Origin of the sequence: Natronoarchaeum mannanilyticum (genome assembly GCF_039522665.1) — an archaeon.
GTDB classification, from domain to species: Archaea; Halobacteriota; Halobacteria; order Halobacteriales; family Natronoarchaeaceae; genus Natronoarchaeum; species Natronoarchaeum mannanilyticum.
In genome coordinates, this window is record NZ_BAAADV010000004.1 from 229,397 (window position 1) to 240,813 (window position 11,417).

Consider the following 11,417-nt stretch of genomic DNA (forward strand, 5'->3'; position numbering starts at 1 on the left):
GTGCGCGGTAGCTCCGTCCGGTGCGCGATAGCATCGTTTACGGGGTTTCCCTTCGAAGACGCTCGGGATGACGTCGCATCCGCCCGCGAGCGTCGTGCTTCCGACCGTCGAGTGGACGCCGGCGTGTCGGGAGGTCGCAGACCAGCTCGATCAGGGGGACGAACTGCTCGTGGTCTGCGACGACGCCGCCGACCCGGTGGCCCGCCGCGACGCCGACCTTCCCGATCGGACGCGGCTCGTGTTCGCGGGCGAGCCCGAGTCCTGTTCGGGCAAGGCGAACGCCGTCGCCGCCGGGATGGAGGCTGCCCGGAACGAACGGGTCGTCTGGACCGACGACGACTTTCACCACCCGCCGGACTGGCTCGACCGGTTCCACGAGGACTACGAGCGCCACGGCCCCGTCACCGAACTCCCCTTCTTCGTCGGGCGCGACCCGCTCGCGACGCTGCTCGAACCGACCTACGCGCTCGGCGGCACCGCGGGCGTCTACGCCGGCGACAACGCCTGGGCCGGCGCCGTGATGTTCGAGCGCGACGACCTCGACGAAGAGAGCTTTCTGGCAGATCTCCGGCGCACCGTCAGCGACGACGGACTGCTCGGCGAGCGACTCGACGTGACGCCGCTGCGTCGAACGCGTCAGGTCGCGGTCGGCGGCACGATCCGCGAGACCCTGGAGCGTCACGTCCGGTTCGTCCAGATCGTCCGGCATCACGACCCCGTCGGGATGGCCGCGATGGTCGCGGCGGCGACGGTAGCCACGCTCTTTTGTCTTCTCGCCCCGCTGGTCGCGTTCCCGCTGTTAACCCTCGCGTACGCGGGGATCTACCTCGCCTTCGGCGTCCGCCGATGGACCGCGCTGCTGGCGTACCCGGCGACGCTGTGCCAGGTGCCGCTGTTCGCCTACGCGCTGGCACGCCGCACCTTCGTCTGGGGCGGCCGGCGCTACCGCTGGCGCTCGAAGTTCGACGTGGACGTTCTGGACTGAGGCTCGAAACGGCGATCGCGGTCTCTCAGGGAAGCTCGACGTCGACGTCTTTCTGCAGGCCGGCCGCTTTCACCGTGTTGTACAGCAGCATCGCCCGCGTCATCGGGCCGACGCCGCCGGGCACCGGCGTGATCGCGCCGGCCTTCTCCTTGGCGCTCTCGAAGTCGACGTCGCCGACCAGCTCGTACCCCTTGTCGGTGTCCGCGTCGACGCGGTTGACGCCGACGTCGATCACGGTGGTGCCCTCGGTGAGCATCTCGCCGTCGACGAGCTGCGGGACGCCGCAGGCCGCGACGACGACGTCAGCGTTGCGGGTCTTGGCGCCCAGATCGTTCGTCCGGGAGTGACAGACCGTCACGGTCGCGTTGCCGAGATCGGTCTTCTGGATCAGCAGGTTCGCCAGCGGCTTCCCGACGATGTTCGAGCGGCCGACGATCACGACGTCTTTGCCCTCGGGGTCGACGTCGGCGGCTTCGAGCAGCTTCTGGACGCCGTGGGGCGTGCAGGGCTTGTAGCGGGCGTGACCGGCGACGAGCTTGCCGACGTTCTCGGGGTGGAACCCGTCGACGTCCTTGACGGGGTCGATCCGGTTGAGCACCTCGCGCTCGTCGACGTGGTCGGGCACCGGCATCTGGACGAGGATACCGTGAACCTCGGGGTCCTCGTTGAGTTCGTCGATCGTGTCGTACAGCTCCTCTGCGGGCGCCTCGGGGTCGATCTCGACGTGGATGCCGTCGATGCCGACCTCCTCGCAGTCGCGCTGTTTCATCGACACGTACGTCTCGCTGGCGGGATCCTCGCTCATCAGCACCGTCGCCAGGCCCGGCTCGACGCCGGCGTCGCCCAGCGCGTCGATGCTCTCCGAGAGGTCCGACCGGATCTCGTCGGCCACCGCGTTGCCGTCGATCACGTGCGTCATTACGTAGACGACCGGCCGCGACGCTCTTGAATCCTCGGGTTCGTGCCTAGATCGGCGCCGATTCGAGTGAGTGTATGCATATGTGTGTATATATAGTGCGACGGGGAGAGCGCGGGCGCCGCGACAGCGACGAACGTGTCGATTTGTGTGGTATTACCACTCATTCTTATGTAGAAGTGCGCTGACGTTCGGGACGAACTATGGGCACGGACGGACCACCGGACAGGGACGTATCGAGCGAGTTCGTCACGGCGGGCGAAGACGAAGCACCCCGGATCGAGTTCTACGGCGGTCGGGGGATGAGCGCGCTCCCGATCCTGTTTTTCATCGTCTGGGCGGTCGCCCAGACCGCGCTGTGGCGCATCTCCGACACCAGCGGCCTGGTCGCGGGGATGCTGATCGGCCTGATCGTCGGGATGTTCTTCGTGAAGGGCTCGTGGACGGGGTACGCCAACACTCTGTTCGAGGGGATGACCCAGCCCGTCGCGGTCACCGCGATCGTGGCGTGGCTCTGGGCCGGCATGTTCGCCGACACGCTGCAGGCCGGCGGGTTCGTCGGCGGCCTCGTCTGGCTGGCCGACGCGCTCGGCATCGGCGCGACGCTGTTCCCCGCGCTCACGTTCCTGCTGGCGGCGGTGCTGGCGACCGGCATCGGCACCGGCTACGGGACGACCGTCGCGTTCGTCGCGCTGTTCTTCCCGGCGGGCGTGCTGCTGGGCGCCAACCCCGTCTTGCTGTTCGGCGCGATCCTCTCGGGGGCGGTGTTCGGCGACAACCTCGCGCCGGTCAGCGACACGACGATCGTCAGCGCGGTGACCCAGGACTCGGACATCGGCGGCGTCGTCGCCTCGCGATTCAAGTACGTGATCGTCGCCGCGGCGATCGCGTTCCCGGCGTACGTGATCGTCAGCGGCACCATGTCGGGGCTGGACATCGCCGGCGGCGCTCAGGATCTCCTCGTCGCGGAGAGCGAACCGGCCGGGCTCGTCCACCTGCTCTCGATGGGGATGGTGATCGGGACGGCCGTCAGCGGGCGTCACATCGTCGAGGCGATCTCCTGGGGGCTCGTCACCGCGGTCGTTCTCAACCTCCTGCTCGGGCTGGCGCCGGTCAGCGACATGCTCGTGTTCACCGCGCCGGCAGGCGCTCCGGCCTCCGAGCAACTGTCCTTCCTGCCGTTTCTGGAGGTGACGACGGACGCGAGCGCGGTCGGCGTCGGCGGCAGCATCTACTCCGGCGCGGCGGGCTTCTTCGCGCTGTCGATCCTCGTCTTGCTGATCATCGCGGCCGCCCAGATCATGATCCGCGGCGGGGCGTTCCAGGCGATCCTCGACTGGTCGCTCGCGAACCTCGCGACGAACGTCCGCAACGCCGAGCTGACGATGGTCGGCTCGGCGGCGCTGATCAACGCCATCATCACGATCAACACCGCCGCCGAGATCGCGATCGGGCCGTTCATCTCGAAGGTCGGCGAGCGGTTCAACCTCAACGGGTACCGCCGCGCGAACATCCTCGACGCCCAGACCGCGGCGCTGGGCTACATCTTCCCGTGGTCCGGCGGCGTACTCGTCGGGTTCACGGAGATGCAGACCTTGCCCGAGCAGTACGACTGGTTCGAGGCGAGCATGGTCGTCAACCCGGTCGAGGTCGTCCCGTTCGTGTTCCAGGGCTGGCTGCTCGTCGCGGTGTTCGTCGTCGCGGCGCTGACCGGCTTCGGGCGGGAGTACACCATCGACCGGCAGTCCGAGGAGGTGGCCCGCGTATGAGCTTCCTCGAGAAGTACACGAAGGGCTGGTCGTTCCGCACCACCCGACCGTCGCTGGAGCCCGGCAGCACGGTCGACGTGTTCCTCGCCGAGTACGACGCCGGCGAGGAGGCGGGCCTCGCGTTTGTCGGCGACACGAAACTGTACGTCGAGGGCGCGGCGCCCGAACACGTCGAACAGCAGGTCCGCGTCGAGGTCGCCGAGTTCGACTCCAACGGCGGCGTCGGGCGCGGCGAGTTCGTCGAGGTCGTCGGCGACAGCTCGTACGCCGGCTGAGAGCCTGTCAGCGTCTCTTTTCGATTCGCTCGCGTAGCAGCGTCCGGTGGCAGCGCTTCTCGTCGGTGTTCTCGTAACACACCAGCGCGACGTCCTTGCCGCCCCGTAACCGCTCGATCAACCCCTCGATCGCGCTCGACGCCGCGTCCGAATCGTCGAGGTGCTCGCGGTAGCGCCGATCGAAGTCGACGGCGGCCATCGCCTGATTATGTGCCACGGCGTCAGCGACGCCCTCGGATTCGAGCGTCTCCTGTTCGGCCCGGACGTCCTCCAGCAACCCCGTCGGCGGCGCCAGCGCCGGCCGGTTCTCGTCGACCGCGGCGTGGAACCACGACGTCGGCTCGCGGACGACGCCGACGAGTGTCGTTTTCTCTGGCAGCTCCGCGAGATCGTGCTGAATCGCGGCGACGTAGGTATCCCGAAGCCGGCCGGTGTCGCTCACGGCCGGCCGTTGGTCGGGATCACACTAAAAGCTGCGCGACGCCGTCGAGGCTGCGCCGCGGCGTCGACGGCTGCGTGACGCCGTTGCTCGGCGTGCGACACAGCGGTCGCTGGCGGCCGTGGCGTCGAAAGAAAGTGTGGGATCTGGGGCGTCGAGTTTAACCGAAGAGCTCGCCGAGGCCCTCGCCGCTGGCCTCCTCGTCCTCGTCGTCGTCGCCGTCGTCCTCGTCGGTCGTGTCGGGGAGCTCCTCGTCGGCCTCCTCGACGTCTTCCTCGTCGTCGCCGCCTTCGGCTGCAGCGCCGCCGGCCGCGCCGCCCGCTGCGGCGCCGCCCGCGGGGACCGCTGCGGCCTCGTCGACGGCTTCGTCGATGTCGACGTCCTCCAGTGCGGCGACCAGCGCCTTGACGCGGGACTCCTCCACGTCGACGCCGGCTGCCTCGAGCACGCCGGTCAGGTTGTCTTCGTTGATCTCTTCGCCAGTCTCGTTGAGGATGAGTGCTGCGTAAACGTATTCCATGGATGAATCACCCGAACATGTTGCCGAGACCCTCGGCAGCGCCGTCGTCGCCGTCGTCGTCGTCGTCTTCGTCTTCCTCGGCGGCGTCGTCGGCGTCGGTCTCGTCCGCTTCGTCGTCTTGGTCGTCAGTCGATTCTTCGTCGGCGGTCTCCGCGGCGGCCGCAGGCGCTTCGACGTCCTGCAGCTCCTCGGGGAGCGCCTCCTCGTCGTCGATCTGCGCGGCCAGCGCGCGCACCTGCGCGTCGGCCTTGCTCACGAGATCGTCGGCGAGGTCGGGGCTCTCGATCGATGCCTGGATGCCGAGGCTCTTGGCCTCGCCGGTCGCCTTCGCGATGAGCGTCGGCGCCGTGGCGGGCGTGGCGTACTCGGCGTTGATCGAGAGGTTCCGCGCGCGAGCGGCGGCGGTCTGGACGTCCGACCGGTAGGCCTCGACGTCGATGTCGAGATCCTCGGGGTCGAACAGCACGCCCTCGGAGACGACGGCGCGCAGGTCCAGTCCGACTTCCTTGGGCTCGATGCCCAGCTCGCTGAGGACGTTCGAGAGGTCCTGTGAGACCTCCTCGCCGGCCGATAGGACCGTGCTGTCCTCGGTTACCTGGATCGAACCGTCCTGGATCCGGGCCGACGCGCCGACGCTCTGTAGCTCGCCGACGAACGGACCGGGGTCGACGCCCGTGTCGCCTTCGGGGATGACGATGTCGTTGGGCGCGACCTCGCCGGCGCCGATGGGCGCGGGCGTCTTGGACGCCTCCAGCTCCTGGTAGAGCGTGAAGGGGTTGGAGTTCGTGCCGATCAGCCCGACCTGGCCCTCGACGTGGGTCTTGAGCTCGTCGAGTCCGTCGCCGGCCTCGTCGAGCGCGCGCTCCAGCAGCGTGTTGCGGCTGACGCGCAGCTCGGCGGTGCCGTGCAGGTCGCGACGCATGTCCTGAAGCTGTCGCGACGGGATGCCGGCGATGTTGACGACGCCGACGCTCTCGTAGCCCTCGAGGATGCCGACGATCTCGTCGACCTCCTCGCGCTTCCACTCGGGAAGGTTCTGGGTCTTGCGCTCGGCTTCTGCGCTCATCTCAGGCCACCTCCACTGCCGGGCCCATGGTGGTCTTGACGTAGACCGAGTCCAGGTTCAGCGGGCCCTTCTCCAGGTCCGCGTGGAGACGGCGGAGGATCACGTCGATGTTGTCGGCGATCTCCTCGGCGCCCATGTCCTCGGCGCCGACGCGCGTGTGGAACGTGCGGCGGTCGCCGCTGCGGAGCTGGACGGTGTTTTTCATTCGGTTGACGACTTCGACGACGTCGTCGTCGGGCGAGAGCGGCTCGGGCATCTTGCCCCGCGGGCCGAGGATCGTACCGAGGTAGCGACCGACGTCCTGCATCATCCCTTCTTCGGCGATGAAGAAGTCGGTCGCCTCGGCGAGGTCCTTCGCCTCGTCGTCGTCGTCACCGAGATCCGAGAGGTCGTCGCCGCCGATAACCTCGTCGGCGACGTCCTCCGCGCGGATGGCTGTTTCACCCTCCGCTATTACGACGATCCGCGTCTCCTGTCCGGTACCGGACGGGAGCACGACGGACTCGTCGACGCGATTCGACGGTTCGTTGAGATCCAGATCGCGCAGGTTAACCGCGAGGTCGACCGTCTCGCTGAAATTGCGGTCGGGTGCGTCCTCGAGTGCGCGAGAGACTGCTTGCTCTATGTCCTGATCTGCCATCGTTCACCTCCGTAGTACGCAGGAACTGCTCCTACGGGTCAGTGAAACAGGCGATGCCTGTCTCACCGGAGACGAGGTCCATGCGAAACTTAAAGCCGTCGTTACGAACCGTCGTGGTCTCGATATACGGATTGACAGCGATGCGCCGTTACTTCAGAGAAACGAAACTTGTTTTAAATAGCTTGGGGGTTCATGTATGTATGGAGAGGGTCTTTTCACGCCGGGCGTTTCTTGGGGCCGGAGTTGGATTTGCATCCGTACCGAGGCTCGGGTCGTCTGTCGCCGGGTACTCGCGAACGTCCTCGGAGCCGCTCGCGCCCGGGATGGCGTGGAGCCGGACAATTTATAACTCGTCGTCGGTCACCGCCGCGACCGCGACCGCGGTCGGCGATGAATTCCTGCTCGCGCTCAGCGGCGTTTCTGCCGGCGAGAATCCGAGGATCGCCTGCATCGATTACTCCGGCGACATCAGGTGGGACCGCGAGTACCGGACCGGCGGCATCGACTTCGACGCCCTTCTCGAACTGAGCGACGGCGGGTACATCGTCGCCGGATCGGTTGTCGTCGGACTCTCACCGGACGGCGAGGTGCGGTGGCGATATGACGACCTGACGCCCGAAGGCTCGGCGGCCGTCGCGGAGTTAGAAGACGGACGCGCCGTCGTCGCCGACAACGTCTGGACATCGGGCGAGTATCGGACGCGTATCATCGCGCTCGATCCGGACGACGGCGCAGTCGAGTGGCGCACCGAGGTCTTGGAGGGGACCGGCAGCGTCGTCGCGTTAGTGCCGTGGCGAGACCGCGCTCTCGGCGATGTTCCCCGCGGTGGGTTCTACTCGATCGCTCGTCGACACGTTCGCGACTCTGATGAGCACGGCGGACGCGTGCGGGCCTTCGGCCCCGACGGCGCAGTCGCAGGGGTCGGCGAACTGGACGCCGACCCTCACGATGCGATGCTCTCCGACAGTGGCCATCTGTGGATCGCTCAGAGCAACGGTGGCAGCCCGTGGATTCTTGCGCTCGATCGCGTCGGCACGAACGATTCGACATCGAGCGGTTTGGAGTACCCCTGGTACCGATCACTCGACGTTCCGGTGGACATCGACGCCGTACTGGAGCCGAACGACCACCGCACTCTGGTGGTCGGCGAAACGCGGCGTCCGCACGGCTACGCGACCGAAACGGTCGTCTTCCAGTTAGGGCCGACGGGAGAGCGACTGCGTTCGTTTTACCCTCGCGGGACCGGAGATACCGTCGAGACGGCCCTCCCGTGGTCCGGCGGCGCCCTCGTGGTCGGCAGCACGCGCCCCGGCGCCGGAAAGAGTGCCCGAGGATGGGTTGCCGCGATACGCGACGTGGAGACGGAGATCGTCGACCCGCCGCCGGCAACCCGCCTGTCGTCGAACGAGGAGTCCGATCGAGACGACGGCGAGCGAGCCGGGGCGGACGATGTCTCGGGCGACCGCCTCGACGGACTGGGGGTCACGACCGCGCTCGCCGGCCTCGGTCTCGGAACGGTGGCGCGGCGGCTCCGCGACGGGTAGCGATCCGGCACCCACTCTGCTCGTTGCGGGTCCAGATCGACGAAGCGAATGCGCGGCTACGCAATAATACGCTGAAAAAGGCGAGAAAACGCCGTTATCGATTACGCTGCGGCTTCGTCCGCGAACCGGTCGTCGTACTCGCCGCCGTCGAGTCGCTCCTTGAACTCGCGGGGGTTCTCGCCTTCGATGGTGACGCCCAGCGAGGTACAGGTGCCGACGACTTCCTTCGCGGCGTTCTTCAGGTCGTAGGCGAGCAGGTCGGGGAGCTTCTGCTCGGCGATCTGCTTGACCTGGTCGACCGAGAGGTCCGCGACGAAGTCCTCCTGGGGCTCGCCGCTGCCGGTCTCGAAGCCGGCCTCGTCCTTGATGAGCTCGGCCGTCGGCGGGACGCCGACTTCGATCTCGAAGGAGCCGTCGTCGTCGTAGTCGACGGTGACGGGCACTTCCGTGCCGTCGAACGCTTCGGTCTGGTCGTTGATCTCCTGGACGACTGCCTGCACGTCGACGGGCGTCGGGCCCAGCTCGGGGCCGAGCGGCGGGCCAGGGTTGGCCTGGCCGCCCGGGACGAGCACTTCGATAGTTCCAGCCATACTGGATACAATCCTCGCGCGATTTTTAAGGATTATCTTTCTGTCCGGGGCGAGTGACGGCGTGACACGGGGGCGCGGTCGGTCGTTTGTCTTTCCTTGGCGAAATGTTCAGAGAACCAAAGTAATTTGTTGCTCCAAAAGCGTTTTCGCGTATGGGTTCAGCGAACGGGCCGGCACCGCGACCGGCGAGAGACGAATCGGAGAGCGGGGTCGAATCCTCGTCGCCGTCGACGTCGTCGTCGGCACAATCGAGCAGCAGTCCGGGCGTTTCGATCTTTGGCGGCCTCTTCTACGGAGTGCTCTCCGTGATCGCCGGCTGGATCGGCGTCGTCGCGCTGTTTATCAGCAGGCTTCCGTCGCGGACCGACCTCCAGAACGTCATCGGCGAGGAGTACGTCGTCGAACTGTTCGCCTGGCTGTTCTACAACGCCCACGGCTACAAGGATTTCACCGTCGACATCGTGTATAAGTCCTCGGCGCAGAGCGTCCCCACCCAGCCGTTCAATTACATCACCCAACTGCCCGTCGGCAACGCGCTGCACTTTCACCTGATCCCTGCCGCGTTGTTGTTCTTCTGTGGTCTGCTGCTGGCCCGAAAGCGTTCGAACCCGGTAAGCGGGTTCGTCGCGGGTGCCTCGGTCGCGATCGGGTACGCCCCGATCCTGATCGGCGGATCGTTCTTCTTCACCGTCTCCGATGCCGGGTTGTCCCTCGGTCCGGAACTGCAGTCGACGGTTCTGATTGCCGGTCTGATCTATCCCGTGGGCGTCGGGGGACTGGCCGGGATTCTCTCGGGGTCGCTCTAGCGCGTCCGCCGTTTTTTGTCCTGAAATAAATCTCCACACCTTCCAGAAATTTTAAGCCCGAACGTTGACATTGCAAGTATATGAGTTCGAAAGGCCAGGTGCCGGATTACACTCGGCAAGATCTCCGGAAGGCGACCCGGTTCGTCGAAGGGGATTACAAGGGAATCAACCCCCGCGAGTTCTACCGGCGACTCAAACGACGCCTGGAGGAGTTTCAGGTCGCGAACGACTTCAAGTACCAGACCTTCGGGGACCAGCGCGAGGATCTGAACATCCTCAGCGAGAACGTCGGCGAGAAGACCGGTCGCGTCGAGGGGCGACAGGTCGCCGAGTCCGACTGGGAGCTGATCGGGAACGGCTCGCTGGAGTACAAACCGTACGGCCCGCACGGAGCGCTGGCGCTGATCGTCGGGCTCTTGGTGACGCTCGTGGGCGGACTCGCCCAGGACATGCGAGTCGCCGCGGTCGGGATCGTGGCGGTCCTCGGCGGCGGGTTCCTGTACTTCAACACCGACACCGGATCGTTCCCGCTCGTCCGGCGCGACGTCATCCGGGTGCTGATGACCGGCGAAGTCAGCGAGCGGACGATCGACGACGACGACGAGACGCGCACCGACATCTTCGCGAACATGAGCGTGATCTACGCGGGTGACACGCTCGTCAACGTGTACACGGGCGACATGGACGACATGAGCTGGACGCTCCGGTTCGCGCTGATGAACCAGACCAAGCGCTGGTACAACTCGATCGTCGCCAAGGAGTACCGGAAAGACGTCAGCGACGGGTTCTTCGGCTATCTCGGCGCCTGGACGAGTCGAAGCGTTCGTTCCCACCGCCAGCCTATCGAACAGCTCCAGGCCGACTTCGAGAACAGCTTCGAGCTGCGGGAGGCCTACACCGACACCCTGCTCGACGAACTGGCCCCGGACGTGCAGGACCAGATCGACGAGCAGCACGACGAACTCCGCAGCGAGCTAGAGGAGCTCGCCGAGGAGATGGACGTCTACGTCGACCGCGAGGGTCTCGAACCGACGGCCTGATCGATCGTATCGCACTCGCAGTCAGAACGCTCAAGCCGTACTATTTATTTCGCGTTCCGATCTGGACTCGTCAGCGCTCCGCCTCGACGGCGTCGCCTCGCCATTCAGCGAACGCCGGCAGCACGTCGTCCTCCTCGAAGCGCTCGATGCAGGGCACGTCGTAGGGGTGGAGCGCCTCGACGCGCTCTGCGAGCTCGTCGTAAGCATTGTCGGTCGTCTTCGCGAGCAGGATCTCCTCCTCGTCGTCGTGGACCTCCCCGTCCCACCGGTAGGTCGATCGGCAGGAGACGCGGTTCACGCAGGCGGCCAGTCGCTCGTCGACGAGCGTTCGCGCGATCTCGGCGGCGGCGTCCGGCGGCGCGGTGATAAATGCGGTCGGCACGGCGGGCGCTACGGGGCGCGAGTACAAAAGGAATCGCGGTCGTCCGGTCGACCGCTCAGGCGTCGGTCCGCTCGATGGGCGTGAACGAGCCCGTGATGTCCCACTCGTGGATGCAGTGGGGGTTGCCCACCGCGCGCTCGCCGTCGTCCGCGACGATCTGCCAGGAGCCTCGCTCGTCGTCCCAGGCCTCCTGACGGCCACACAGCTCGCACTTGCGCGAGCGCGGTTTTCGGATCGTTGTCGCCATACTAGGTCTTTCGTCGTCCTCCGTAATAATTGATTTGCAGCCGTGCTCCCTTCCCCCACGAGAAGAACACCCACGGACCGCGCCGATGCAGCGGTGATTGCTGACATACCTCTCGGCGAACTGGACGAATGCTGACGGCGCGCCCCCCGCAGCGAGCTGCCGGCCGGTTCGCTGTCGAACGATTGATTACTGTGAGGT

Annotated in this window: 14 protein-coding genes; 6 read left to right on the top strand and 8 right to left on the bottom strand. The window is 66.5% G+C overall.

Translation table 11 applies throughout. From position 1 onward, the window contains the following. Positions 1 to 67: 67 nt before the first annotated feature. Positions 68 to 985, top strand: coding sequence for a glycosyltransferase family 2 protein (locus ABDZ81_RS11950; protein ID WP_343774209.1), 918 nt, complete (start codon positions 68 to 70; stop codon positions 983 to 985). 25 nt (positions 986 to 1,010) lie between these two features. On the opposite strand, the gene ABDZ81_RS11955 is transcribed toward ABDZ81_RS11950, so the two are convergent. After that, complete coding sequence (locus ABDZ81_RS11955; protein WP_343774210.1) at positions 1,011 to 1,904, bottom strand: bifunctional methylenetetrahydrofolate dehydrogenase/methenyltetrahydrofolate cyclohydrolase; 894 nt, start codon at positions 1,902 to 1,904, stop codon at positions 1,011 to 1,013. Between the two features lie 200 nt (positions 1,905 to 2,104). Here ABDZ81_RS11955 and ABDZ81_RS11960 point away from each other — a divergent pair, with 200 nt between their 5' ends. Then, on the top strand, positions 2,105 to 3,670 hold the full coding sequence (locus ABDZ81_RS11960; RefSeq protein ID WP_343774211.1) for a Na+/H+ antiporter NhaC family protein: 1,566 nt from the start codon (positions 2,105 to 2,107) through the stop codon (positions 3,668 to 3,670). Continuing rightward, positions 3,667 to 3,945, top strand: coding sequence for a DUF7513 family protein (locus ABDZ81_RS11965; RefSeq protein WP_343774212.1), 279 nt, complete (start codon positions 3,667 to 3,669; stop codon positions 3,943 to 3,945). The genes ABDZ81_RS11960 and ABDZ81_RS11965 overlap by 4 nt, the downstream gene beginning before the upstream one ends. 7 nt (positions 3,946 to 3,952) lie before the next feature. Here the strand turns inward: ABDZ81_RS11965 and ABDZ81_RS11970 are convergent, their stop codons facing one another. From ABDZ81_RS11970 to ABDZ81_RS11985, 4 genes are all read right to left on the bottom strand, one after another. Further along, positions 3,953 to 4,387, bottom strand: a complete 435-nt coding sequence (locus ABDZ81_RS11970) for a DUF488 domain-containing protein (protein WP_343774213.1) — start codon at positions 4,385 to 4,387, stop codon at positions 3,953 to 3,955. A 157-nt stretch (positions 4,388 to 4,544) separates the two neighbouring features. Continuing rightward, positions 4,545 to 4,904: a 50S ribosomal protein P1 gene (gene rpl12p / locus ABDZ81_RS11975; protein WP_343774214.1), complete on the bottom strand. Its 360-nt coding sequence runs from the start codon at positions 4,902 to 4,904 to the stop codon at positions 4,545 to 4,547. A 7-nt stretch (positions 4,905 to 4,911) separates the two neighbouring features. Then, positions 4,912 to 5,970, bottom strand: a complete 1,059-nt coding sequence (locus ABDZ81_RS11980) for a 50S ribosomal protein L10 (RefSeq protein ID WP_343774215.1) — start codon at positions 5,968 to 5,970, stop codon at positions 4,912 to 4,914. A gap of 1 nt (position 5,971) precedes the next feature. Then, positions 5,972 to 6,610: a 50S ribosomal protein L1 gene (locus ABDZ81_RS11985; protein WP_343774216.1), complete on the bottom strand. Its 639-nt coding sequence runs from the start codon at positions 6,608 to 6,610 to the stop codon at positions 5,972 to 5,974. On the opposite strand from ABDZ81_RS11985, the gene ABDZ81_RS11990 reads away from it, so the two are divergent. Further along, on the top strand, positions 6,571 to 8,154 hold the full coding sequence (locus ABDZ81_RS11990; protein WP_343774217.1) for an outer membrane protein assembly factor BamB family protein: 1,584 nt from the start codon (positions 6,571 to 6,573) through the stop codon (positions 8,152 to 8,154). The two genes, ABDZ81_RS11985 and ABDZ81_RS11990, sit on opposite strands and share 40 nt — an antisense overlap. Before the next feature lie 101 nt (positions 8,155 to 8,255). On the opposite strand, the gene ABDZ81_RS11995 is transcribed toward ABDZ81_RS11990, so the two are convergent. Beyond that, positions 8,256 to 8,744, bottom strand: coding sequence for a 50S ribosomal protein L11 (locus tag ABDZ81_RS11995; RefSeq protein ID WP_343774218.1), 489 nt, complete (start codon positions 8,742 to 8,744; stop codon positions 8,256 to 8,258). A gap of 152 nt (positions 8,745 to 8,896) precedes the next feature. Between ABDZ81_RS11995 and ABDZ81_RS12000 the strand changes: the two genes are divergently transcribed. Together ABDZ81_RS12000 and ABDZ81_RS12005 are read left to right on the top strand one after the other, a co-directional pair. Further along, positions 8,897 to 9,550, top strand: coding sequence for a DUF7978 family protein (locus ABDZ81_RS12000; protein ID WP_464489246.1), 654 nt, complete (start codon positions 8,897 to 8,899; stop codon positions 9,548 to 9,550). Between the two features lie 80 nt (positions 9,551 to 9,630). Further along, positions 9,631 to 10,590 carry a hypothetical protein gene (locus ABDZ81_RS12005; protein ID WP_343774221.1) on the top strand — a complete coding sequence of 320 codons (960 nt, stop codon included), beginning with the start codon at positions 9,631 to 9,633 and terminating at the stop codon, positions 10,588 to 10,590. Between the two features lie 70 nt (positions 10,591 to 10,660). On the opposite strand, the gene cutA is transcribed toward ABDZ81_RS12005, so the two are convergent. Together cutA and ABDZ81_RS12015 are read right to left on the bottom strand one after the other, a co-directional pair. Next, entirely contained in the window at positions 10,661 to 10,972 is a 312-nt protein-coding gene (gene cutA, locus ABDZ81_RS12010) for a divalent-cation tolerance protein CutA (RefSeq protein WP_343774222.1), read from the bottom strand. 55 nt (positions 10,973 to 11,027) lie between these two features. Next, on the bottom strand, positions 11,028 to 11,219 hold the full coding sequence (locus ABDZ81_RS12015) for an HEWD family protein (protein ID WP_343774223.1): 192 nt from the start codon (positions 11,217 to 11,219) through the stop codon (positions 11,028 to 11,030). Between the last annotated feature and the right edge of the window lie 198 nt (positions 11,220 to 11,417).